We start from the raw sequence: 24,583 nt of genomic DNA, 5'->3' as shown, positions 1-24,583 counted from the left end.
GATGGTTCCTGAATTTGAAACAGCTGCCTTTGCTCTGGAAGTGGGCGAAATGACCGAGGTTCCGGTACAAACCCAGTTTGGTTTTCATGTGATAAAGCTCACTGATCGAAAAGAATCACAAAACGTTTCTTATGATTCAATCAAAGATAATGTTCGCAACTTCCTGTTACGTGAAAAACAGAATAAGGCGTTCATCAGCAAGGTTAAAGATCTGAAGAAAAAATATAAAGTTGAAATTCAAAACGGATTATAAAAAAGACGGAGATACTTATCTCCGTCTCTTTTTTTTACTTATTCTTCTGTTTTTGCTTCTGGTTTACAACAATCATGGTGATGGTGGTGATGGTGCTTATGTGTGCAAACTAATCCAATAATCACCAATTTAACCATTGCCATTACCGCTAAACATGCTACAATTTCTTTTTTATGATTAGCGATGCAGCATTGCATTTCTTCTTTTGTTTCATGACCGTGCATTTATTTCCTCCTGAATTCTTTTTTTGTTACGCCTTTCGGCAATAACTGTTATATTGGATTATACCCCAATATAACACCTTATAAACTTAATTTCAGGTTTATACTGTCTTTATTTACTTTTCCTAAGGGTTACTTTCTGTATCATTAATATTCTATCAGTATTTTAAATAAAATTTAAGCGTTCCCTCTTGATCCTGGTTTTACAAGGGCAACTTTTCCAGCTTTACATACCGGACAGTCATCAGGATCCCAAGCGGTGATTTCAAGCTTAATGGCCGAATAAATGGGCATATTGATTTCAACCCCTGGAGCACGTCGGTCTGCAATACAGGCAACCCCCAGGACTTCAGCCCCCATGGCTTCCAATACTTTCTTTGTTTCAATGGTGGACTTTCCCGTTGTTACCACATCTTCGGTAATAATGACTTTTTCTCCGGGTTTAATTTCAAAACCCCGTCGCAATTGCATTTCCCCATCTTTTCGTTCAGTGAAAACAGATTCTTTTCCTAGCTGACGACCAATTTCATAGGAAACAATGACCCCACCCATGGCTGGACCCACCACCTTGTCAATTTCCAAAGCTTTTAATTGCTCAACTACCGGGGTCAGTACCTTTGCTGCAACATCCGGAAATCGCAAAACCTTTGCACATTGTACATATTGATCACTGTGTTTCCCGGAGGACAGCAAAAAATGACCTTCTAAAAAAGCGTCAGTTGATTTTAATAGTTCTAATATTTCTTTACTCATACCATTCCTCATTCCTTGTTTGCTAAATTATTTATATGATACCACGTATTTCTGAGATATTGGACAAACTTTCTTTTTCACAGTAAGCTTCCAGGCCTTCAATCATTTCAATAGGGGCCTGTGGATTGTTAAAATTCATAGTGCCTATCTGAATACAGGTTGCCCCTGCCATAATAAATTCCAGAGCGTCCTCCCAGGTACTGATTCCACCCATGGCCATAACAGGAATCTTTACTGCCTGACAGACTTGATGGGTCATTCGCAGCGCAATGGGCTTTACAGCCGGGCCGGATAAACCTGCATAAAGGTTGTTAAAAACAACTGATTTTTTTTTAGTGTCAATGGCCATTCCCAGAAGCGTGTTAATCAGGGAAATCCCCTGAGCTCCAGCCGCTTCACAGGCTAAGGCGATATCAGATATCGCATCACCATTGGGAGATAACTTCACCATAACCGGATGTTTTGAAATTTCAACCACTTTTTTTGTGATATCTTCTGCTGTGGCTACCTTGATACCATAAGCCATTCCGCCTGTCTTAACATTGGGACAGGAAATATTTAATTCAATGAGCTGGGCATCAATGGCATTTAATTTTTCAATGGCCTTGAGGTAGGATTCTTCATCCTTTCCCCCGACATTAATAATGGTAACGGTGTTGATATCTTTGAGATGGGGCCATTCATTTTCAAGAAAGGCATCTATTCCGGGGTTTTCCAGACCAATGCTGTTCATTAGTCCTGCCGGGGTTTCCCAAAGTCGTATGCCCTTATTTCCAACTCTTGGCTCTAATGTTAATCCCTTGGTACAAAGTCCTCCTAATTTCTCCAGATCATAAAAGGCTTCATATTCCCGACCAAAGCCAAAGGTACCGGATGCTGGAATAACCGGATTTTTAAAGAGAATATCATTAAACTTTGTTTCTAAGCGTTTAGACATAAAATACCTCTTCTCTTAAAAATACCGGACCATCCTTGCAAACTTTTCTATTCCCTGATTTAGTTTCACAGGTGCAGCCTAAACAGGCACCGATGCCACAGGCCATATGGGTTTCCATAGACACATAAACCTGATTTTCGAGTGGCACTGCTTTTGCGACTGATGCCATTAACATTTCAGGACCACAGGTCATCACTACCTCATTGGGCTTTACCTTTACATGATGTGTAATTATTCCACCAATGTCAATAATCACCTCATTTGCAATCGACTTAAATGCCTCAACACCATAGGAATTCTCTCTGAATCCTAAATAAACACGACAGTTTCCCAGGGGGTTTTTTTCTTTATATTTCTTTACCAGATAGTACAAAGGGGCTATCCCAATGCCTCCGCCAACCACACAAAGATCTCTACTCACTTCCGGAAAACCATTGCCATAGGGCCCTTGGATTTCCACTGCATCCCCGGATTTTAACCTTGATAAAATTCCGGTGCCTTTGCCGACTACCTGGTACAAAAACGTGAGTTTACCAGCCTTATAATCATGAACGCTGATAGGCCGGGATAATAGAGGATCTTTATCCCAGGCCCGGAGCATAAAAAACTGTCCCGGTAAAACCTCTCCGGTAAAATTCACGCTCATTTTATAAATTAAAGGGATCAGGCAATCATTACTTTGAATTATAGCCATTGAAGAATGTCCTCCTTCATGGCAATGGTGGCCTTTCGCACATGTTCAGCAAAGCCTTCATCCTCACAACCTGCTTTTTGATGGGCAGTAATCAGTCCACGGGAAGAATTAACCACTGCACATCGTGATTTTTTTAAAATTTCAGCAATATCCCGGCCGGTACCACCCTGGGCACCGTAACCCGGCACTAAGAAAAAAGTATGGGGACTTTGATTCTGAATGGCTTCAAATTCTTCAGGTCGGGTTAAACCGACCACTGCACCAATGGCACTGAATCCACTTTCTCCCATAAAAACTTTTCCCCATTTTTCAATTTTATCCCCCATGATCTGATAGACGGATTGACCATTAACCACAAGATTCTGTAAGTCCCCTGCGCTCGGGTTTGATGTGCGCTGGAGAATAAAAATTCCCTTATTATTTTCCTTCAGATACGGATAATAAGGGGATACCGCATCCTCTCCCATATAGGCATTAATGGTCATAATATCCACTTCAAAGTCTCCGGTAAAATGGCCTTTGGCATATTGATCTCCGGTGGAAGAAATATCCCCACGCTTCACATCCCCAATAACAATCTTACCTTTATTTCGGGCATATTTTACGGTTTCACTATAGGCCTTTAGCCCATCCATGCCCAGGGCTTCATAACACGCAATTTGCACCTTGTAGGTAGCCGCTATATCTAGGGTGGCATCTATTATGTTCTTATTAAACGCTGTTATTTTTTCACCGTCAGACCAGTCTCTGGCAACGAGATACTTTGGTAAAAAAGAAAGCGTTGTATCAAGACCCACGCAGATCGGGCCTTTCTCAATTGCCTCTTTATAAAGTTGATCGATAATCATCATATTTTACATTTCCCTTCACGATAGTCATTAATATTTTACCCTTGAGCAGCTCTTCTCCAAAGGGGTTGTTTTTGCTTTTTGAAATAAAATCTTCGGGATTTATTTTCCCTTCCCAATTTAAGTCCACCAGAACCAAGTCCGCTGGATAACCTTCTTTAATGAGCCCTGTCTTTAAACCCAATCGTTTTGCAGGTGCATCGCTTAACATCTCACTGAGTTTTTCAAGACTAATGCCGTTTTGCGAAAATACCGTGTAATACATGGGAAAGGCAATTTCAAAATTATTGATTCCCGGGGCTCCATTTTTCTTATCTTCTTCAGAATGGGGAGCATGGTCGGTGCCGCACATATCAATGATGCCAGCCTTAATCCCTTGTATCAGGGCCAGACGATCAGGGTCTGTTCTGAAAGGCGGATTTACTTTAAAATCCATGGCTGATGCAAAAACATGGTGTGGGGTGACTTCACAGGAAATATCCAATCCTTTGTCTTTTGCCAGACGAATGGCTTCTAACGTGTCTTTTTTACTGATATGGCATATATGAAGATGCCCTCCCAGCTTTTCCAAAAGTGCAACATCCCGTTTTACTAAAGTGGTTTCCGGTTGGCAGTGGGTCAGAAGGATAAAATCGTGGACAGTTGAGGCTTCCAAACCCTTTTTCATAATATCTTCATTGAGAATCGAAACACCGTCATTGGAAAACACGTTAGTAAGAGGGCGTAATGAATCAAAATCCACTGTGTCATCTTCGCCAAAATTTTTGGTTAACGCCGACACTTGTATAAGCTGGCATAGGTTTAACCCAACCGCCTTATCGCGATTTTTCAAAAGGTCATCCGAGTTATCAATGATGGGGTTTGTATTGGCCATGGCAACTAATGACGTATACCCACCCTTTATGGCTGCTTTCATTCCGGTTTCCATGGTTTCCTTGTATTCAAACCCAGGATCTCTCAGGTGACAGTGCATGTCAATAAAGCCTGGCAGGAGCACATGTCCGCCACCATTAATTTCCTCATCAAAATCTGTTTCCACTGATTCTTTTTCTTTGTAAATCTTTTTGATCTCACCATCTTCAATTAAAACTTTTCCGGGTCGTCGTCCAAGGGCGTCAACCATTTCAATATTCGTGATCAGCGTCTTCATTTGACCCTCCTTCTTGTTATTCTTCTCCCATAAAGGTGGTATAGGCATCACAATATTCACAGCGATATTGTTTTTTCTCTTCATTCACCAGATAAAATTTTATTTCTTTGACATCCTCGTGTTGAGTAATGCACCGGGGATTTTTGCATTTCATAATCCCTTCAACAACTTTCGGTAAGTTCAGCGTAATTTTCTTGTACATTTCGCCATTTTTTACAAAATTTATGGTAACATTGGGATCTATCAAACCCAAAACATTCATATCTATTGGCAGATCTGTTTCGATTTTAATGAGATCTTTTTGCTTCATCTTTTTACTGGGAATATTTTTCAAAAGCACCACCACATCATCAATATCATTGAGATGGAGTTCTTTATATATTTCAAAGCCATGTCCTGCTTCAATGTGATCAATAATGATTCCTTTTTTTAACTTCGATACATTAATCATTGTTTTCCTCCGCACCCAAAAGTTTTGCGATCAGAGCCATGCGTACATACATCCCACACTTCGCCTGTTTAAAGTAAACAGCTCTGGGATCATCATCAACCTCAATGGCAATTTCATTAACCCGAGGCAAAGGATGCATAACAATCATGTCTGTTTTGGCTTTCTTCATTTTCTTTTTATCAAGAATATAATAATCTTTTAACCGAAGATATTCTTCCTCACTCACAAAACGTTCCCTTTGAACCCTGGACATATACAGGATATCAAGTTCACCAATGACATCATCAAGATTCGTTGTTTCCCGATAGGTATCCGGATTTAACTGATTGAGAATATTTTCAGGCATTTTCAATTCTTTCGGTGATATAAAAACAAATGTGATTCCCTGATAACGGTTCAGTGTTTTCACTAAAGAGTGAATGGTTCTTCCAAAAAGAAGGTCCCCACAAACACCAACCACATGATTGTCACAGCCACCCTTATATTTTCGAATAGTTAACAAATCGGTTAACGTTTGAGTGGGATGCTCATGTCCGCCATCCCCGGCATTAATAATGGGCATTTCTTTGGCAAACTTGGATACCAATCGCGCTGTACCTTCTCTGGGGTGACGAATCACAGCAATATCTGAATAGCATTCAATGGTGCGTATCGTATCTCCCAGACTTTCTCCTTTGGAAACGGAAGAATTGTTGGGATCATCAAATCCAATGATTTCCCCTCCTAATCGTAACATGGCAGCCTCAAAGCTGAAACGTGTTCGTGTGGATGGCTCATAAAAAAGGCTGGCTAATAATTTTCCCTTACAAACTAAAGAATAACCCTTTGGGTTTGTAATAATATTATCAGCCAGCTCCATGATCGATTCAATTTCTTCTAATTTAAAGTCGCCAGGTTCGATGAGATGTCTTCCTTTTAACATGGTGTTCCTCCTTCATATACTCTATTATGGGCAAAAAACAAACCGCCTGAATAATAACAGCGGCATGCCTTGCAACAGGCATTTAATCCTAATTCAATGACTCTTTTATTTCATAACCTTTAATCCAAGCCCAATAATTGTAAGCATACTTGTATATAATAATGATAATTTAAATCAGCGAAATTGTCAATGCTCTTTACTGGAAAGTAAAGGTGAACTTCAGATAATATTTATAGAAGTTTAAAACTTTAAATGTTATGATTTATAAAAAAAAGGAGAATTAATTTATGTATTTCGTAACTTTTCAATTTAACACACTTAATGAAAGTGGTATCCTGATTAAAGATACTAAAAAAGTTTTACCTTTTACCGTCCTTGGCAAACTTATGGGACTTAATCTTCCTGAGCATTTAATCGGTTTTATCCCTTTGGCTACTGATGCATTATTATCAGATATTCGTAAAATAATATCTGATAACCCGGGCATTGGAATTGAGCTTAGTCGCTTAAAGCTTTTAGCCCCTATTCCTAAGACACCCAGAAATATTTTCTGCATTGGAAAAAACTATGCTGACCATGCAAAGGAAATAAAAAATATTCCATCAATGGGAGAAGTTCCGGAATATCCCATATATTTTTCAAAGCTTTCTACCTCAATCACTGGACCTGACACCGTTATTTTATCCCATGCAAATACCACTGAAAAAATTGATTATGAAGTTGAGTTAGCCGTTATCATCGGGAAGAAGGGAATAAATATTTCCAAGGCGGAAGCTGAAGCTTATATATTTGGTTACACCATTGCCAATGATATTTCTGCCAGAGATCTTCAATTAAAACATTCCCAGTGGTTTAAAGGTAAAAGCCTGGATACCTTCTGCCCACTTGGCCCAGCCATCCTCCATAAAAAGTCCTTGCCTCTACCTTTTGACATTGCACTGACCTGCCGTATTAATGGCGAGATCAGACAGCACGCCTCAACCGGTAAAATGATTTTTGATATTCCTACCATTATCAGCGACTTATCCCAGGGCATGACGTTGCTTCCCGGGGACATCATTCTTACAGGAACTCCGGCTGGTGTAGGCATTGCCAGAAATCCACCGGTATTTTTAAAGCATGGCGATGCTATTGAGTCGGAAATTGAAAAAATCGGACTTTTGAGAAATATTATGGAATAGAATAAACTTTGGAGCATGGAAAAATCGTCTTAAGAATGCATAGCATTTTTAAGACGATTTTTATTTATACTAACTTGCTTCGCCTTTAAATCGGAAGGCGTTTATACTGAAAAACGGCTAAGCTTCCGGCAAAGAGAAGCAGAATCATCACAATAAATACCGTACAAATCAAACCAATATTCGCTTCGCCTTTAATGATGGAAAGTCCATTAAATAGGCTGTACAGTGAATAATTTTTTAAAAATACCAGCCTTTGTGAAATTCCTCCGAGTATGTTCAGAAAAAAGAAAAGAATGGGAATCCCGGCCCCAAAGGAAAGTGATAAATTTGTGTCATTAAAAACACAGGAAAAGAAAAAACAAATCATACCAATCGTCATTGTCAGCAGGCAGGCACAAAGATTAAGTTTAGAAAAAAGAGAAATATCCAAAATTCCTTTAAACAAAGATTCACTTACTGTAATTCCTACAAAATAGAGAATAATAAATAGAAACATAATCGAAAGGAGCATGTACATCCCCTGGGTAAAGATGATTTTAAGTCGGCTGTTAGGCGTTGATAATAGACAGGCAAAGGAGCCGTCATAAACCCATTTTGCAACCAGCCGATTCCCAAGAATAATGCAATACACCATTGGGAAGAGATAGATTAAAAATCCATAATATAAACTGGCAATAAACCCGGCCAGCCCTGCATCAACCGTGCTAAAACCCAAGGCATTCACCAATGACACTGGGAGCATTGACAGCATGTCTATTAAGGCACCGGCCCCATTCGGATCATACATATAAATAATAACCGAAAGATAAATCGACATCACAATCACAAAAACGAGCAACAATATTATGTTATTCTTTAAATCTTTTAATAATAATGGTAAACTCATGCTTTTTTTGCCCCCTTGCTATAATGCTTAAAAAATATTTCTTCCAATGTTTGGGCATTCGAATTTAAAACTAAAACTTTCTCATGGGAAAGTGCTTTTACCAAAAGATCAATCTGATCACCAGGTGAAAAGATTTCAAAGTCTTTTTCTGCGAATTGCTTATAAACAAATCCATACTTTTTTAGCTCCTCAAGATTTGGAGGCGCCCCAAATTTAACCAGATAGGACTTGGTCTCAGCTGCCTTAAGCTTAATGATGTCATCCTGTTCAATAATGCGGCCGTCTTTAAGGATCCCGACACGATCACAGGTACGTTCAACCTCTTCAAACATATGAGAAGACATTAAAATTGTTTTTCCCCGTTTTTTTTCCATTAAAATCAAATCCACAAAACGGGTTTGCATGAGAGGATCAAGGCCACTGGTCGGCTCATCAAGAAGCAATAGTTCAGGGTCATGCATAAATGCTGTTACAATGGCCAGTTTTTGTTTCATTTCCTTTGATAACCGGTCAATTTTTCCTCGGGTATCCAATTCAAAACGCTCTATCAATGACTCTCTTATTTTTTGATTATTTTTAGTTTTTGTTCCCCGTAACTGTGTCATGAAATTAAGGAACTCATTTATCCGCATACCTTCAAAAAATGAAATCTCTCCGGGAATATAGCCGACTATTTTTTGTATCGATGTCGTTTGTTTTGCGCAATTAAATCCGCCAATAGTGGCAACCCCTTTGTTCGGACGGCAAAATCCCATCAGCATACGAAAAACAGTGGTTTTTCCTGCGCCATTCGGACCAATACAACCAAAAATCTCACCTTTTTTCACATTAAAATTTAAGTCAAATATTCCCTTTCCGTTGGAATATTTAAGAGTGGCATCCTTTACTTCTATCATTCGATTTTCTCCTTTTTAAATCAAAATTCAATTTTAGAGACTTGCATTTTTCCTGATTCACCTGAATTTTTAAATCCAGCTTTCATTTTTAAGCCTTAACACTCTGCTGATTCTTCGAAAGCAAAAAGGCCATTCGCGATTTTTGCAAATTCGGATCCCGTTAACATTTCTCCTCGAATTCCAGGTGCGATTCCACAGTCTTCCAATACCTGGAGAATGGTTTCCTTTTCATAGTCAGTGTTCATTGTCAGACCGTTAATCAATGTCTTTCGGCGATTGAGAAAGCTTGCTTTAACAACTTTGAAAAACAACTTCTGATCCTCTAACTGTATTCTGGGCTGAGAAAGCTTTTTAAATGAAACCACAATCGAGTCAACTTTAGGTTTCGGCATAAACACATGGGCAGGAACATTAAAATCAATGGTAACATCTGAATAAAACTGAGCAGCAATGCTTAAAGAACCATAGGCTTTTGTTCCAGGCTTCCCGCAAAGACGTTCCCCTACCTCTTTCTGTATCATAAAAGTCATTGTTTCAAAGGGCAGATCCGACTCCAGAAAGCCCATAATAATCGGGGTTGTTACATAATACGGCAAGTTTGCCACAATCTTAAGGGGCATCTTTCCTAAATCATCTCCAAGAATTTTCCGAATATTTGTTTTCAGGATATCTCCCTGCACAATTTCCACATTGGTACAATCAGCCAGGGTTTCTTTAAGTACCGGAATAAGTTTTCTGTCAATTTCAACACTGACTACTTTTTTCGCAAACTCACTGAGAACTTGTGTCATTGTCCCAATTCCAGAACCAATTTCCAAAATCAGATCCTCTTTATCGACTTCTGCCGCCTCAATAATTTTTCTTACAATATTTTCATCAGTGAGAAAGTTTTGTCCGAAACGTTTATTAAAATGCAAATTGTTCTTTCTTAATATGGTATCAATCACCCGAGGTGATGTTAATTTTTCCATAAATGTCCTTTCATTTTTAGTGTCAATGCATAAAAAGACATGCTCGACAATCTAATTATTATACCCTTTATTTTCTGACCCGGGAAGTCTTTTAGGTTAGAATATTTTCATTGATTGAAATTCCTGTGTGAATTATTCGCACTCTGGATTCAAAGACCTAAGAATTTTCACTCATCATTTAAAACTTCATCCTGGCACAAATAAAAAAAAAGACATTCATCGATTCAACAAATGTCTCTCTGTACAAATCCTTAATTCGATGTATTCTTTTTTAAATCCAAATAATTATTTTTATCCTTAACAATATCAATGACATCCCATAAATTTTCAACCATATATGTTGGGTGACAACGTTCAAGTGCAAGAGCTGTATTGTATCCCCACTTCACGGCAACCACATCAATCCCCACCTTATGACACGCATCGATATCCCGGGTTTCATCCCCAACATATAACATTTCCGAACAATGCAGATTATATTTTCGTAAAACTCTTTTTATCTTTTTACTCTTAGACATTAATGCTGAACACAAAATAAATTCAATTTTTTCCTGAAGGCTGTAGGTATCCAAAAATTCCGCCACCGTTTTTTTTATATTTGAGGTTAAGATGCCAACATGCTGGGTATCTTTTTTGAGTTCAGTAAAAAAAGAATGAATATCCGGAGAGAAAGCTCGGATCTCACTGGATTCTTCCCGCATAAGCTTCTGTCCCTCACTTAACGCTCTTGGGAATCGATAAAAAGGAATGTCTACAATCTCCAGAATTTCTTTCATATGAAGATTTTTTATGTGTTGCAGCTCTTCCATGGTTACCGGACTGTATTTATATTTTGATGCAAGCTTATTATATATATTAAAGGCCTTTTCTTCTGTATCGGCAAGGGTGCCGTCAAAATCAAAAACCACACATTTATAGGTCATAGATAACTCCTCTTTAATTTTTTAGGGATTATTCTTATAACCCTTAAGTTTTCTCTTGCAGTAACTTCTCAATGTCTTCACCAGTCATTCAAAAAATGTTCTCGGGATTTGACCCAATTTCCCACTATTTATATACCATTATACTATAAAGTTCTCAAGACAAATAGGACTATTTTGTTAAATAATTATAATACCATGATCAAAAGCCATAAACTGCTTATTCATAATACTCTTAATGACAGATCTACCTGACTTAATGGGTTAAAAAGTGATTTGCCATGAAATCATAAGTGTACTATAATAAATGAAGATTAAAAACCGGTTAAAAGCTTTGACAAATCAAGAATATGTGATAAACTATGATCAACACTTTACTAAACTAACGTAATGAAGCGTAGGAGGTTCTCATGCTTTTAAACTACACTATTGATGGCTTTGAAAATATTCAGCATCAAGATTATTATTCTCTCCAAAAAATTATTAATAAATTAACTAAACTGTACCGACTCTACTGTTATCATCAAATTTCAACGCCAACCTTTGAGACTTATGACCTATATGTTCATGAAGATTCTATTCCTTGTGACGACCTCTTTAAGCTTGTGAATCATCAGGGAAAAGTTTTGGTATTGAAACCAGATGCGACACTGCCGGTTACTCGAATGGCTGCCATGAACCATCCAAATTCAGACGAAATCATTAAATTCTCTTATCAAACCAATATATATCGAAATTTCTCCAGCCCTGAAATGATAAAAAAAGAAATTACTCAAATCGGTATTGAATATTTCGGTAATGATAGTCCGGAATGCGATGGCGAAGTCATTGGCCTTGCTATTCTTTCTCTTCTGGAAATTGGTATCAATGATGTTCATATTGATCTTGGCCATGTTGGATTCATTAATTATCTTTTTGAAGAATTGCCTTTAACTTTCTCTGAAAGAGAAACGCTTTTTAAGTATATAGAAAATAAAAATATCGGTGACATTGCATCTTTTCTTGAACCCTTGGATTTAAGTGCAAATGCAAAAGATATTATTGTCAAACTTCCTACCCTTTATGGTGAACCCAAAGTCGTATTAAAAGAAATGAAGGCTCTTTGTCTGAATGAAAAAATGGAAGGGGTTGTTGAAAAGATTTCTGAAATTTATTGTCATCTTGAAGTGATGGGTCTTGCAGACTATGTTAGTTTTGATCTCGGTTTCACCAATCAGATGAACTATTATTCCGATATTAATTTTAAAGGCTATATTAATAACTGGGGTGAACCTGTGATCAGTGGCGGCCGTTATAACAATTTATCCAAAAAATTCGGCATTTCCAGACCGGCCTGTGGCTTTGCCATTGACTTAATGAAAGTGATTGACTACATGGAACAGGAAAAACTGTTACCGGTAGATACTCAATCCAGGCATGTCATCTTTTATGACTATGACGACAAATCAACTGCCTATAACCTTGCCAATGAATTGAGAGCTAAGAATGAAATTTCTGAGGTCTTTATGATAAATTCTGACTGGGGATTTCATATCCAGTCAATTAAAGAAAATCCTTTATATAAAAATGCCAAAATCTACTTTATATCTCAGGGGAAACTCTGTGTTGTTCAAAATGATCAATATCACTCCCTGAAATCCATTGAAATCGAAAGAGAGGTAAAGTAAATGGTTATTCGATTTGCTCTTGCCAAAGGTCGGGTTGCTAAAAAAGCCATTGAATTATTAATGGAACTTGGTTATATTTTCGATGATTACTCAGAAAAAAGCCGTAAGCTTATTTTTACCGATACCACTGGCACCATTGAATTTTTTCTGGTAAAATCACCAGATGTTCCCACCTATGTTGAAAAAGGCGCTGCGGATATTGGCATTGTGGGTAAAGATGTTTTACTGGAACATCCTGCCCAGGTTTATGAGCTTTTAAACTTAAACATTGGCCGTTGTAAAATGTGTGTAGCCGGATATGAAGACCGACCTCTTCCCTATGGAAAGAAAATGGTGGTCGGCACCAAATATCCGCTTATCGCAAAAACATATTTTAATACTAAAAATCAATCGGTTGATATTATAAAACTCAACGGTTCTGTGGAATTGGCACCACTTATCGGATTGTCCGATTGTATTGTCGACATTGTGGAAAGCGGGAATACCCTTAAAGAAAACGGACTTTCCGTACTCGAAGAAATCTGTGAAATAAGCTCATGCCTTGTGGTGAACCAGGTGAGTTTAAAAACCAAGCGGGATCTCATTGACCCTATTATTCAGGAGTTTAAAACCCAGCTTTAGGAAAGGAATCCAATGAAAATCATTAGATATAACAAAAATACGGATCTGAATAGTCTTCTCAAACGCAATGAAGATGAACAGGATAACATTAGAAATACAGTACTGGACATCATTAACAGGGTAAAAAAAAATGGCGACACTGCCCTTTTATATTACACCAGAGCCTTTGATAAGTGCGAGCTTACTCATCTCCAGGTAACCGAGGACGAAATTCAGGAAGCCTTTGATTCTGTGCCGGTTGCCCTGCTGAATATTATCAGGGAATCCGCAGCAAATATTCGAGCTTTTCATGAAAAGCAACTGGAAAAAACCTGGACCTATGCCCCCCAACCCGGGGTGACTCTGGGACAGCACATCACCCCCATTGAACGGGTAGGACTTTATGTCCCCGGGGGAAAAGCCATCTACCCTTCAACGGTATTAATGGATGCCATTCCTGCTTTGGTTGCCGGTGTTGACTCGCTGGTAATGGTCACCCCTCCGGGTTCGGATGGAAAAATCAATTCCCATATTTTAGCTGCCGCCAAAATTGCCGGTATTCATGAGATTTATAAACTGGGCGGAGCCCAGGCAATTGCTGCTCTGGCCTATGGCACTGAAACCATTAAACCCGTGAATAAAATTGTCGGCCCCGGAAATATTTATGTGGCCACGGCAAAAAAAGAAGTATTCGGGAAAGTTGACATTGATATGATCGCCGGTCCCAGTGAAATTCTTATTATTGCCGATGAAAATGCGAACCCGATTTATGCTGCAGCTGATCTTCTTTCCCAGGCTGAGCACGACGAAATGGCCATGCCTATTTTGGTCACTACATCAGAAGTTCTGGCAAATAAAGTCATCCATGAAGTTTATCGGCAAATTGACGAAGATATAAACCGCAAAGCCATTGCAAAAAAATCCATCGATGATTACGGTTTCGTATTCATTGTGAAAACCCTTGATGAAGCCTTTGAGCTTTCCAACAAAGTTGCTCCTGAGCATTTGGAGCTCCTCATTGCCAACCCTATGGAATCCCTTGAAAAGGTCAAAAACGCCGGTGCTATTTTTATGGGTGCCTATACCCCTGAACCGTTAGGTGATTATTTCGCCGGACCTAACCACACCCTTCCAACCTCAGGAACAGCAAAATTTTCATCACCTCTGGGTGTTTACGATTTTATTAAGAAATCCAGCATTCTTTCCTATTCCAGGGACGCTCTGGAAAATGTTTATGAAAAGATATCGACCTTTGCTCGTTGTGAGGGGCTGGATGCCCATGCAAAAGCAGTTGAAAGGCGGTTTGAAAATTAATGGAAACCCTGGTAAGAAAAAACATAAAAAATCTAAACGCCTATAAAGTGGATGCCCCTCAATATGAAATCATCGTTAATGCCAATGAAAGTCCCTATGACTTTCCAATGGCTTTAAAGCAGCAATTTTGTGATGAAATATGTCATACCGATTTAAACCGTTATCCTGAAGCCTGCTTTCCGGAATTATTAAAAGAGCTCAGTGACTATACCGGTGTTTATGCAGAAGGGATTATCTGCGGATCCGGATCCGATGAGATCATTGCCATGATTAATCAGGCCTTTGTCAATCCCGGTGATGTCATTGTTTCCCACTCCCCTTCTTTTGCCATGTATGATATCTGGGCAACCATTGCCGACGCCAAACACATTCGTGTTAATGATTTGCCCGACCACCAACCGGACATTGATACCATGATTGATGAAGCCTGCGAAAACAATGCCAAGCTTGTTTTTTTATGTAACCCCAACAACCCCACCGGTCACACTTTTTCAAGAGACGATATTCTGAAAATATTGGATGCCGTTCCTTCCTTAGTCATTTTGGATGAGGCCTATATTGAATTTTTCGGGAAATCCAGTGTGGATCTGATAACAAAGTACCCAAGGCTTTTAATTCTGAGAACCTTGTCAAAGGCTTTTGGTTTAGCGGGAATACGATGCGGTTATGCCCTGGGAAATAAAGAAATCATTGATGTTCTCTACAAAGTAAAAGGGCCTTATAACCTGAATGTACTCACCCAGAAAATCGCCGTTATTGCACTTAAAAATCGGGTGTCCATTTTAAGTAACCTTGAAATTTTAAAAGCTGAGCGGGAAAAAGCGATGGCTTTTTTAGAAGCACTCAATGCCTTTAAGCTTTATCCCTCCGGTTCAAATTTCATTTATTTTGAAGCGCCCCAGGCTGAAGAAATCTATGAAGCCCTGCTGCAAAACAATATCCTAATAAAGTATTTTAAAGATGAAGCTCGAGAAACCGGAAGCATTCGTTTTTCCATCGGAACACCCCAGGAAAACCAAAAGATTCTGGCAATTATTAAGGAGGTCGTATACAATGGAGCGTAAAGTAACGCTAAGCCGAACCACCGCTGAAACCGATATCCAATTAAGTTTGAACCTCGATGGCAGTGGCCAGTGCAAAGTGAATACCGAGGTGGGATTTTTCGACCATATGCTCACCCTTTTCACAAAACATGGCGGTTTTGATTTAACAGTTAAAGCCACCGGAGACACCGCCGATAACCACCATGCCATTGAAGATATCGGAATTCTTCTCGGCAAGGCTTTTTATGAAGCTCTGGGAGATAAAGCGGGCATTAACCGCTATGCTTTCCAGTTTACCCCGATGGACGAAGCCCTTTGTCGGGTCTGTGTTGATATCAGCGGCCGGAGTACTTTGGTTTATGATGTTCCTCTGACCCGAGAATTCATTGGTGATTTTGAAACCGAAATGTTGGAAGAGTTTTTTATGGCCTTCACCAGCAACAGTAAAATGACCCTTCATGTTACTTCCCTTTATGGCACCAACAACCACCACATTGTTGAAGGAATCTTTAAATCCCTGGGGCGAACCTTAAGCGAAGCCTGTGCCATTAACCCCGAAAATAAAAACATTCCTTCCACTAAAGGAATCATCGAATAAAAAAATTGCCAATGACAAGAACAAAGAATTTATAGAGTGCTGGCAGTTTATATAAACAATTTTGTAACGTCTTAGGCGGACATCTCGATAGAGTGTCCGACGTAGAGTGGAGAAATTGTTTCATATAAACTAGACAGCACGGATCATCGAACGACAGCTATTGCCTAAATTTATAACAATAAGGAGGAACGCTTTTGATTGCAATTGTCGACTATGATGTCGGAAATTTAAAAAATGTCTATACAGCCCTGGATGATGTTGGCCTGGAAGGTGTTATTACCCGTGATAAAAAAGTCCTGGATAGTGCCGAGGCCATTATCCTTCCCGGGGTCGGTGCGTTTTCTGATGCCATGGAAAACCTGAGGAAATTCGATCTCATCGATTCTCTGGATGCCAATATAATAAAAGGCAAACCCCTGTTGGGGATCTGTCTTGGCATGCAGCTTTTATTTGATAAAAGCTATGAAGATGGAGAATTTAAGGGTCTTTCATATATACCCGGTGAAATTGTCAAATTTTCTGCCCCGAGTCTTAAAATTCCCCACATGGGTTGGAATAATCTTATCATCAACAGGGACAGTCCCCTGGTTCATAATATCGGTCCTGAGGATTATGTTTATTTTGTTCATTCCTATTATGCCGCCCCTGAAAATTTTGATGATGTCGTTGCCTATGCCGAATACAGCGTTAAGGTTCCCGGCATCGTCCAGCGGGATAATGTTATCGGTATGCAATTTCATCCTGAAAAAAGCTCAACGGTTGGGCTTCAATTATTAAGAAACTTTAAGGAGATTTTATCATGATTGTATTTCCGGCAATTGATTTGAAAAACGGCAAGTGCGTCCGATTGTTACAGGGACAAAAAGATTCTGAAACCATTTATTTTGACAATCCTGTCGAGGTTGCACAAATGTGGGAAGCCAAAGGCGCACAATTTTTGCATTTGGTGGATTTAGATGGTGCTTTTGAGGGCCAACCAAAAAATCTGTCGGTGGTAAAAGAAATTGTTGAGACTTTAAACATTCCGGTGGAGCTTGGCGGGGGCATTCGGAATTTAGAGATTGCCAAAAATTATATTGATATCGGTGTTGCCCGAATTATTATTGGTACCCAGGCTGTAAAGGACTTTGATTTCATCGAAAAACTCTTAACCCTTTACGATGAAAAGGTTTGTGTCTCCATTGATGCTAAGAATGGTATTGTCTGTACTGAAGGCTGGGTTGAAAGCAGTAATATGGAAGCCCTGGAACTTGCCAGTAAATTAGAAAGTCTGGGTCTCGCCACCTTAGTCTATACTGATATTTCCAAAGACGGCATGATGACCGGACCTAATTTTGAAATGCTCGGGGTTTTAAATACCCATTTGAACATGAATATTATTGCCTCCGGCGGCGTTTCCAGTGTTGCAGACATGAAACGTCTGGAAGACATGGGACTTTACGGCGCCATTACCGGAAAAGCCCTTTATGAAGGGTCCATTGATCTTGAAAAACTCATCAAAGAGGAACTTAAAACATGTTAACCAAACGCATTATCCCCTGTCTGGATGTGAATAACGGCAGAGTCGTTAAAGGTAAAAAATTCCTGAATATTCAGGATGTTGCCGACCCTGTTGAATTGGGTCGATATTATTCAGAACAGGGTGCGGACGAGTTAGTTTTTTACGACATTACTGCCACCTATGAAAACCGTGATATTTTCATTGATATTGTTGAAAAGGTGGCTGAGGCTATTCGTATTCCCTTTACCATTGGCGGCGGAATCAGCAAGGTTGAAGATTTTCGACGGGTGCTGATGGCTGGTGCCGATAAGGTCTCGGTGAATTCCTCGGCGGTAAAAAATCCCCAGCTCATCAGAGAGGCTGCTTTAAAATTCGGTGCCCAATGTGTGGTGCTTTCCATTGATGCCAAACGAAACGACCACGGCTCCTGGGATGTTTATGTCAAAGGCGGCCGGGAAAATACTTTTATTGATGCCATTGAATGGGCCAAGCGCGGCCAGGATCTTGGCGCTGGAGAAATCTGCATTAATTCCATTGATGCGGATGGGATTAAAGAAGGCTATGATCTTGAATTGAACCGGCTTTTATCCGACACCCTTACTATTCCCATTATCGCCTCTGGTGGTGCCGGAAAAATGGAGGATTTTGCCAAAGTGTTTGAAGTTGGAGCGGATGCAGCTTTAGCGGCGTCCGTATTCCACTACAAAGAAATACCCATATGTGATTTAAAAAATTATTTATATAATCAGAAAATACCTGTTAGAAGAGTATAGAAAGGTTGACCATGGAATTAACAAATATAAAATTTAACGAGGCGGGCCTCGTTCCTGCCATTGTTCAGGATTATGAAACCCGTCAGGTTCTTATGATGGCCTGGATGAATAAGGAAGCATTAAAGCTGACTCTGGATACTAAAAAAGCAACTTTTTACAGTCGCAGTCGCCAAAGCCTTTGGATTAAAGGCGAAAGTTCTGGAAATACTCAATCGGTTGTATCTGTGGATTACGACTGTGATGGTGATACTTTGCTGGTTCAGGTTATCCCTGCCGGCCCGGCCTGTCACACAGGAAATACCGCCTGTTTTTACCGCAACCTTATAACCAATGAGGATCTGGATTCTGGCAATGTGGAGATTCTCAGGAATCTGACCAACCTTATTGCAGATCGTAAGGTCAATCCTGTTGAAGGTTCTTATACCAACTATCTTTTTGAAAAAGGTGTTGATAAAATCTGTAAAAAGATCGGTGAAGAATCTGCTGAAACAATTATTGCCGCTAAAAATAATGACCCCCAGGAGCTGGCCTGCGAAGCCTCTGATTTAATCTATCATCTCCTTGTTCTGCTAAATAATCAAAATGTGGATTTAGAGGATATTTTCAAGGAGTTAACAAAACGTCATAAATAATGCAATTGTATGTGATGATTACGCCAAAATAATTGAAAAAACGAGAGGCTTTGGTCGCTCGTTTTTTATTTACAATATTTCCTATCCATTTCTGAAATTATCGAATTCAGGATTTCTATTTTGAATCGTGCTAAATATAATTAATTTAACTTAAGTTTAACACGATTCAAAGTTTCCCTAAAGGTTCAGACGCTATTATAGTAACAAGAGATGAACATCTCCTCTTTTTCTTTTCATTCCTAATATAAAAAAAGCAGTAGGTCATCCGGACCTGCTGTTTTTTTATTATTTCAGTAAAATTATTTTTCTTTAAAGCCTATTTTTTGTTTGCAATTCAGATATTTTTGATGTATAATTAAAATATAGTAAAAACTCCGAAGTTTAACTTTCTAAGGTTCTTTACATTTGGACTATGAATTTAAATCGGTAGGGTATAACTGGAAACGGTTGTGTCTCCCAGTGTGGAAAAGGGGCTTTAACAAGGTAACAAGCCTTGTTAGTTTTACATTATTTAAGTGTAAAATAAAAAGACCATTCCTTCTGGAATGGTCTTTTTATTTTTTATGGCTTCTCTAAATTATATTTATTTGTAACCAGGATATTTAAATTTATTGAAAAACTATGACTTCCTAGATTTTATTTATTTGTAACCAGGATATTTAAATTTATTGAAAAACTGTGACTTCCTAGATTTTATTTATTTGTAACCAGAATATTTAAATTTATTAAGAAACTATGCTCCCCCTAAATTTTATTTATTTGCAACCAGAATATTTAAATTTATTAAGAAACTATGATGTCCCTAAATTTTATTTATTTGTAACCAGGATATTTAAATTTATTAAGATATCGGGACACTTCTTTTACATTTACCAGAGTCAGTCTAACCAACCTGACTCTGGTATTTTTTGCCCTTTTTTTATGGTTTCTCAACCCCCTGCAACCGGTGGAAAAATTGCCAGATAGCCATCTTCTTTTATAGGAACCGGGAGCATACCCTCAACACTGCCATCAACCCCATCCACAATAATGGCTGCGATTTCAGGAGCTGTAATCCCTAAATGATCAATGACATCCTGGCCTGTCATTCCGGGCATATAGTCCATTTCGACAACTTTCCCTCGGCCTTCCCTAAAAGTAGCAAATAATTTTATTTTGATTCCCATATTTCCTCCTTATATTAAGAAAGGGACGATCTAAAGATCGTCCCTTTCAGTACTTCTTAAATTTTTATAGTAATCCAAGAATTTCTAATCGTTCTTTGGTAGGAATACCTTGTTCATCCCAGCCACGTACTGCATAGTAAAGTGGAAGTAATTCATCAAGGTGAGCAACCCAGCCTTTTGAAGGTCCTTCTGGCATTTCTTCTTTTAAAAGACGTGGTGGCAAAGTATCTTCTTCTGGTAAAATACCAGCTGCAAGATTGAACATTTTTTCAATATTCCAGATACGTTCTCCAGCTAGAAGAACATCTTCTGCTGTCCAGTCAGTTCCTAAGGTTTCATTTAGCATGTCCGCATATTGTTGTGGACCTAAAGCAAATGAAGTAAAGAGACATAAACCTGAAGAGTCAATAACGGCAGTTAAATCCTGGAATATTTTACACCAGGTTTCTTTACCGGCTAGTTCAAAACGGTCCAGTTTTTCTGGTAAGCCAAGAATTTCAGGTGAAATCAGGTAACCACGAACATGACATCCGCCACGGTTAGAGGTTGCATACTGAAGTGCCATTCCCTGGATCCCACGTGGATCATAGGCAGGTAAATCCTGTTTTTTAACAGACATGGAGTATTCAGGAACACCGTAGGAATTTGCTAATCGATAAGATCCTTGAGCTAATTTATCCCCAAAGCCTTCTCTGTTTCCCATTTTCTTCAGCCAGTGAACAACAGACTCAGCATTGCCGAATTTTAAGATAACATCATCATCTAATTCTGCATCAGTAATATAACCTCTTTGATATAATTCCATGGCAGCAGCTAAAGTCGCGCCGCCTGAAATGGTATCAATACCAAGTTCATTACACCAGAAGTTGGCATCAATAACAACTTCCATGTCATTGATTCCTAAATCGCCTGCAAATACCCAAAGTGTTTCATACTCTGGTCCGCCGATACCTTCTTCGCTGTGCGGGCTTTTTACCCAACGTCCACAGCCAATTGGGCAATGATGGCAAGGATTACGTTTAATTAAATATTTTTCAGTTAAAGTTTCACCACTGACAGCTTCTGCATCAGGATCACAACATTTCTGGAAGTTATTCAATGGGTAAACGCCATGTTCGTTAATGATATTAACAAGAACAGCGGTTCCGTATGTTGGCAGTCCGCCACCGGTAACACCGTTTTCTTTGATTAAAGCACGACATTCTTTTGTTACGGTTTTTAAACCGTCTGGTCTTGCAATTTCAGGTTTTTTATTGCCTTTAACCGTAATGGCTTTAAGGTTTTTAGAACCCATAACGCCACCAACACCAGATCTACCGGCAGTACGATCGTCTTCATTCATAATGCAAGCCATTTGAGATAATTTTTCTCCGGCTGGTCCAATGGTCATTACCTTGGCATCAGGATGTTTTGCTTTCAGTGCAGTACTGGTTTCAGAAACAAGTTTGCCCCAAATATCCAAAGCCGGTAAAATTTCAACTTTATCTTCTTCAATATTGATGTATACAGGCAAGCTCGCTTTTCCTTCGACGATAATTGCATCGTAACCAGCATATTTCAGGTATGCTCCCCATTCTCCACCAGAGTTGGAAGATGCAATACACCCTGTTAATGGTGATTTAGTAACGACCATGTAACGTCCACCGGTTGGGGTAGCTGTTCCTGATAAAGGTCCGTTAATAATAATAATCTTGTTTTCAGGAGCAAAAGGATCTACTTTTGGATCAACCTCATCCGAAAAGATCTTTGTACCTAAACCACGACCACCAATAAACTTCTTTGCTAGTTCAAAATCTAAATCCTCTTTCGAAATAACACCTGTTGTTAAATTGATACGTAATATTTTCCCCATGTAACCAAACATTTGTTGTCCTCCTAAATTTTATTTATTTGTAACCGACTTCATTATACATAATTTATATTTTTTTATCAACAGTTTTTTTCATTTAAAGCAAATTTAAATATTTAATGTTTTTCATTGATATTTATATGCATTTGTTTAAAGTTTATTAAATATATAATGATTTAATATAACATATAATGCAACAGAAAACTTTTATTTACTAACTCCAGTGTTTTGGTTGCCATCCGGCGGATTATGATATACAATAAAAAGAAACTCTGAAGTTTAATTTTTCTAAAGTTCTTTAGATCCGAACTATGAAATTAAACCGGTATGGGTATAACTGGAAACGGTTATGTCTCCCAGTGTGGAAAAGGGGCTTAGCAAGATAACAATCCTTGTTACTTTTACATTATTCCAGTGTAAAATAAAAAGACCATTCCTACCGGAGTGGTCTTTTTATTTTTTAATGAAGTCCCTGAATTTTATTTATTTGTAACCAGCATATTTAGTAATCTTTCCCAAGATTAAGAAAACGTTTGGACATTGCCAGCGTTGGCCTAACCACCTGACGCTGGTTTTGTTTTTCTATTTTTTGCTTTCAGCCTCCGGCAACCGGTGGAAAAATTGCCAGATAGCCATCTTCTTTGATAGTAACCGGGAGCATACCATCAACACTTCCATCAACCCCATCCACAATAATGGCTGCGATTTCAGGAGCTGTAATCCCTAAATGATCAATGACGTCCTGGCCTGTCATTCCGGGAGTATAGTCCATTTCGACAACTTTCCCCCGGCCTTCCCTAAAAGTAGCAAATAATTTTATTTTGATTCCCATATTTCCTCCTTCTAATAAGAAAGGGACGATCTAAAGATCGCCCCTTTCAGTACTTCTTAAATTTTTACAGTAATCCAAGTACTTTTAATCGTTCATCAGTAGGGATACCTTCTTCATTCCAACCACGTTCTGCATAGTAAAGCGGAAGCATTTCAGCCAACTTAAGAACATGGCCTTTTGTAGGACCTGCTGGCATTTCTTCTTCTAAGAATCTTGGTGGTAAAGTATCTTCTTCTGGTAAAATACCGGCAGCAAGATTGAACATTTTTTCAATATTCCAGATCCGTTCCCCAGCCAGGAGAACATCATCTGCTGACCAGTCTGTTCCTAAAGTTTCATTTAACATGTCCGCATATTGTTGTGGACCTAAAGCAAAGGAAGTAAAGAGACATAAACCTGAAGAGTCAATAACAGCAGTCAAATCCTGGAATATTTTAACCCAGGTTTCTTTTCCCGCTAATTCAAAACGGTCCAGTTTTTCCGGTAAACCAAGAATTTCAGGAGAAACCATGTAACCGCGAACATGACATCCGCCACGGTTAGAGGTTGCATATTGAAGTCCCAATCCCTGGATCCCACGTGGATCGTAGGCAGGTAAATCCTGTTTTTTAACAGACATGGAGTATTCTGGAACGCCATAGGAATTTGCCAATCGATAAGATCCTTGCGCTAATTTATCTCCAAAGCCTTCTCTGTTCCCCATTTTCTTGAGCCAATGAATAACGGAATCAGCATTGCCGAATTTTAAGATAATATCATCATCCAATTGTTCATCGGTGATATAACCTCTTTGATATAATTCCATGGCAGCAGCTAAAGTGGCGCCGGCTGAAATGGTATCGATACCAAGTTCATTACACCAGAAGTTGGCATCAATAACGATTTCCATATCGCTTATTCCTAAATCGCCTGCAAATACCCAAAGTGTTTCATATTCAGGTCCGCCGATACCTTCTGGATGCAAGTCGCTTTTTACCCAACGGCCACAGCCAATAGGGCAATGATGACAGGGGTTACGTTTCAGCAAGTATTTCTCCGTTAAGGTTTCTCCGCTGACAGCTTCTGCTAATGGATCGCCGCCTGTCTGGAAGTTATTTACAGGGTAAACGCCATGTTCATTAATAATATTAACAAGAATGGCAGTTCCGTAAGTTGGAAGACCTGAACCGGTAACGCCGTTTTCTTTAAGCATTGACCGACATTCTTTAGTTACAGCTTTTAAGCCGTCTGGTCTTGCAATAACAGGTTTTTGACTGCCGTTAACGGTAATGGCTTTCAAGTTCTTAGAACCCATAACGGCGCCAACACCAGATCTACCGGCAGTACGATCGTCTTCATTCATAATCGCAGCCATTTGAGATAATTTTTCTCCGGCTGGTCCAATGGTCATTACCTTGGCGTCAGGATGTTTTGCTCTAAGTGCTGCACTTGCTTTAGAAACAAGTTTGCCCCAGATATCCAAAGCTGGCAAAATTTCAACTTTATCTTCTTCAATATTGATGTATACAGGCAAGCTCGCTTTTCC

27 protein-coding genes and 2 riboswitches are annotated in these 24,583 nt (G+C 39.0%); of the genes, 11 read left to right on the top strand and 16 right to left on the bottom strand.

The features are described from left to right. Positions 1-253 (top strand): peptidylprolyl isomerase (locus VIK44_RS02200; protein WP_331552215.1); only part of this gene is annotated, 253 nt, incomplete at its 5' end. A gap of 38 nt (positions 254-291) precedes the next feature. On the opposite strand, the gene VIK44_RS02195 is transcribed toward VIK44_RS02200, so the two are convergent. The 8 genes from VIK44_RS02195 to pyrB all read right to left on the bottom strand — a co-directional run bounded on the left by VIK44_RS02195 (position 292) and on the right by pyrB (position 6,229). Continuing rightward, positions 292-477, bottom strand: coding sequence for a hypothetical protein (locus VIK44_RS02195; RefSeq protein ID WP_331552214.1), 186 nt, complete (start codon positions 475-477; stop codon positions 292-294). 174 nt (positions 478-651) lie between these two features. Then, positions 652-1,227: an orotate phosphoribosyltransferase gene (gene pyrE / locus VIK44_RS02190; RefSeq protein ID WP_331552213.1), complete on the bottom strand. Its 576-nt coding sequence runs from the start codon at positions 1,225-1,227 to the stop codon at positions 652-654. A 31-nt stretch (positions 1,228-1,258) separates the two neighbouring features. Beyond that, positions 1,259-2,164 carry a dihydroorotate dehydrogenase gene (locus VIK44_RS02185; protein ID WP_331552212.1) on the bottom strand — a complete coding sequence of 302 codons (906 nt, stop codon included), beginning with the start codon at positions 2,162-2,164 and terminating at the stop codon, positions 1,259-1,261. Further along, entirely contained in the window at positions 2,157-2,858 is a 702-nt protein-coding gene (locus tag VIK44_RS02180) for a dihydroorotate dehydrogenase electron transfer subunit (protein WP_331552211.1), read from the bottom strand. The genes VIK44_RS02185 and VIK44_RS02180 overlap by 8 nt, the downstream gene beginning before the upstream one ends. Next, positions 2,849-3,709 (bottom strand): orotidine-5'-phosphate decarboxylase, encoded by an 861-nt coding sequence (pyrF, locus tag VIK44_RS02175; protein ID WP_331552210.1) that lies wholly within the window; start codon positions 3,707-3,709, stop codon positions 2,849-2,851. Before pyrF ends, VIK44_RS02180 begins: the two co-directional genes overlap by 10 nt. Next, the gene (locus tag VIK44_RS02170; protein ID WP_331552209.1) at positions 3,684-4,856 is read right to left on the bottom strand and encodes a dihydroorotase; all 1,173 of its coding nucleotides are present in this window, start codon (positions 4,854-4,856) and stop codon (positions 3,684-3,686) included. Before VIK44_RS02170 ends, pyrF begins: the two co-directional genes overlap by 26 nt. A gap of 16 nt (positions 4,857-4,872) precedes the next feature. Then, a complete protein-coding gene (locus VIK44_RS02165; protein ID WP_331552208.1) occupies positions 4,873-5,307 on the bottom strand; it encodes an aspartate carbamoyltransferase regulatory subunit in 435 nt (144 codons plus the stop codon). Continuing rightward, positions 5,300-6,229 (bottom strand): aspartate carbamoyltransferase, encoded by a 930-nt coding sequence (gene pyrB / locus VIK44_RS02160; protein WP_331552207.1) that lies wholly within the window; start codon positions 6,227-6,229, stop codon positions 5,300-5,302. The genes VIK44_RS02165 and pyrB overlap by 8 nt, the downstream gene beginning before the upstream one ends. Positions 6,230-6,516: 287 nt before the next feature. Between pyrB and VIK44_RS02155 the strand changes: the two genes are divergently transcribed. Then, a complete protein-coding gene (locus tag VIK44_RS02155; RefSeq protein ID WP_331552206.1) occupies positions 6,517-7,410 on the top strand; it encodes a fumarylacetoacetate hydrolase family protein in 894 nt (297 codons plus the stop codon). Between the two features lie 85 nt (positions 7,411-7,495). On the opposite strand, the gene VIK44_RS02150 is transcribed toward VIK44_RS02155, so the two are convergent. The 4 genes from VIK44_RS02150 to VIK44_RS02135 all read right to left on the bottom strand — a co-directional run bounded on the left by VIK44_RS02150 (position 7,496) and on the right by VIK44_RS02135 (position 11,086). After that, on the bottom strand, positions 7,496-8,296 hold the full coding sequence (locus VIK44_RS02150; protein ID WP_331552205.1) for a hypothetical protein: 801 nt from the start codon (positions 8,294-8,296) through the stop codon (positions 7,496-7,498). Next, entirely contained in the window at positions 8,293-9,192 is a 900-nt protein-coding gene (locus VIK44_RS02145; RefSeq protein ID WP_331552204.1) for an ABC transporter ATP-binding protein, read from the bottom strand. Before VIK44_RS02145 ends, VIK44_RS02150 begins: the two co-directional genes overlap by 4 nt. 95 nt (positions 9,193-9,287) lie before the next feature. Further along, the gene (rsmA, locus tag VIK44_RS02140) at positions 9,288-10,163 is read right to left on the bottom strand and encodes a 16S rRNA (adenine(1518)-N(6)/adenine(1519)-N(6))-dimethyltransferase RsmA (protein WP_331552203.1); all 876 of its coding nucleotides are present in this window, start codon (positions 10,161-10,163) and stop codon (positions 9,288-9,290) included. Between the two features lie 251 nt (positions 10,164-10,414). Continuing rightward, the gene (locus VIK44_RS02135) at positions 10,415-11,086 is read right to left on the bottom strand and encodes an HAD hydrolase-like protein (protein WP_331552202.1); all 672 of its coding nucleotides are present in this window, start codon (positions 11,084-11,086) and stop codon (positions 10,415-10,417) included. 407 nt (positions 11,087-11,493) lie between these two features. Between VIK44_RS02135 and VIK44_RS02130 the strand changes: the two genes are divergently transcribed. The 9 genes from VIK44_RS02130 (at position 11,494) to hisIE (ending at position 19,211) form a co-directional block, all read left to right on the top strand. After that, positions 11,494-12,750 (top strand): ATP phosphoribosyltransferase regulatory subunit, encoded by a 1,257-nt coding sequence (locus tag VIK44_RS02130; RefSeq protein ID WP_331552201.1) that lies wholly within the window; start codon positions 11,494-11,496, stop codon positions 12,748-12,750. After that, the gene (hisG, locus tag VIK44_RS02125) at positions 12,751-13,371 is read left to right on the top strand and encodes an ATP phosphoribosyltransferase (protein ID WP_331552200.1); all 621 of its coding nucleotides are present in this window, start codon (positions 12,751-12,753) and stop codon (positions 13,369-13,371) included. 12 nt (positions 13,372-13,383) lie between these two features. After that, positions 13,384-14,664 (top strand): histidinol dehydrogenase, encoded by a 1,281-nt coding sequence (hisD, locus tag VIK44_RS02120; protein ID WP_331552199.1) that lies wholly within the window; start codon positions 13,384-13,386, stop codon positions 14,662-14,664. Then, positions 14,664-15,728, top strand: coding sequence for a histidinol-phosphate transaminase (gene hisC, locus VIK44_RS02115; RefSeq protein WP_331552198.1), 1,065 nt, complete (start codon positions 14,664-14,666; stop codon positions 15,726-15,728). The genes hisD and hisC overlap by 1 nt, the downstream gene beginning before the upstream one ends. Beyond that, positions 15,718-16,305: an imidazoleglycerol-phosphate dehydratase HisB gene (gene hisB, locus VIK44_RS02110; RefSeq protein ID WP_331552197.1), complete on the top strand. Its 588-nt coding sequence runs from the start codon at positions 15,718-15,720 to the stop codon at positions 16,303-16,305. Before hisC ends, hisB begins: the two co-directional genes overlap by 11 nt. 194 nt (positions 16,306-16,499) lie before the next feature. Then, on the top strand, positions 16,500-17,108 hold the full coding sequence (gene hisH / locus VIK44_RS02105; protein ID WP_331552196.1) for an imidazole glycerol phosphate synthase subunit HisH: 609 nt from the start codon (positions 16,500-16,502) through the stop codon (positions 17,106-17,108). Then, positions 17,105-17,827: a 1-(5-phosphoribosyl)-5-[(5-phosphoribosylamino)methylideneamino]imidazole-4-carboxamide isomerase gene (gene hisA, locus VIK44_RS02100; RefSeq protein ID WP_331552195.1), complete on the top strand. Its 723-nt coding sequence runs from the start codon at positions 17,105-17,107 to the stop codon at positions 17,825-17,827. Before hisH ends, hisA begins: the two co-directional genes overlap by 4 nt. After that, complete coding sequence (hisF, locus tag VIK44_RS02095) at positions 17,821-18,579, top strand: imidazole glycerol phosphate synthase subunit HisF (RefSeq protein WP_331552194.1); 759 nt, start codon at positions 17,821-17,823, stop codon at positions 18,577-18,579. Before hisA ends, hisF begins: the two co-directional genes overlap by 7 nt. Before the next feature lie 11 nt (positions 18,580-18,590). After that, entirely contained in the window at positions 18,591-19,211 is a 621-nt protein-coding gene (gene hisIE, locus VIK44_RS02090) for a bifunctional phosphoribosyl-AMP cyclohydrolase/phosphoribosyl-ATP diphosphatase HisIE (RefSeq protein ID WP_331552193.1), read from the top strand. Positions 19,212-19,572: 361 nt separating this feature from the next. Beyond that, positions 19,573-19,699: riboswitch (molybdenum cofactor riboswitch) on the top strand. Between the two features lie 441 nt (positions 19,700-20,140). On the opposite strand, the gene VIK44_RS02085 is transcribed toward hisIE, so the two are convergent. The 4 genes from VIK44_RS02085 to VIK44_RS02070 form a co-directional block, all read right to left on the bottom strand. Further along, positions 20,141-20,377 (bottom strand): MoaD/ThiS family protein, encoded by a 237-nt coding sequence (locus VIK44_RS02085; RefSeq protein ID WP_331552192.1) that lies wholly within the window; start codon positions 20,375-20,377, stop codon positions 20,141-20,143. Positions 20,378-20,441: 64 nt separating this feature from the next. Then, the gene (locus tag VIK44_RS02080; RefSeq protein ID WP_331552191.1) at positions 20,442-22,241 is read right to left on the bottom strand and encodes an aldehyde ferredoxin oxidoreductase family protein; all 1,800 of its coding nucleotides are present in this window, start codon (positions 22,239-22,241) and stop codon (positions 20,442-20,444) included. A 243-nt stretch (positions 22,242-22,484) separates the two neighbouring features. Continuing rightward, a riboswitch (molybdenum cofactor riboswitch) is annotated at positions 22,485-22,615 on the top strand. Positions 22,616-22,821: 206 nt separating this feature from the next. Beyond that, positions 22,822-23,058, bottom strand: a complete 237-nt coding sequence (locus VIK44_RS02075) for a MoaD/ThiS family protein (RefSeq protein ID WP_331552190.1) — start codon at positions 23,056-23,058, stop codon at positions 22,822-22,824. A gap of 64 nt (positions 23,059-23,122) precedes the next feature. Continuing rightward, a partial coding sequence (locus VIK44_RS02070) for an aldehyde ferredoxin oxidoreductase family protein (RefSeq protein WP_331552189.1) occupies positions 23,123-24,583 on the bottom strand: 1,461 nt, incomplete at its 5' end.

Origin of the sequence: Acetobacterium sp., from assembly GCF_036508315.1 — a bacterium.
In the GTDB taxonomy this organism is placed as follows: Bacteria; Bacillota; Clostridia; order Eubacteriales; family Eubacteriaceae; genus Acetobacterium.
The sequence above is the reverse complement of the archived record's forward strand: the minus strand, read 5'-3'. Positions and strand labels throughout refer to the sequence as shown.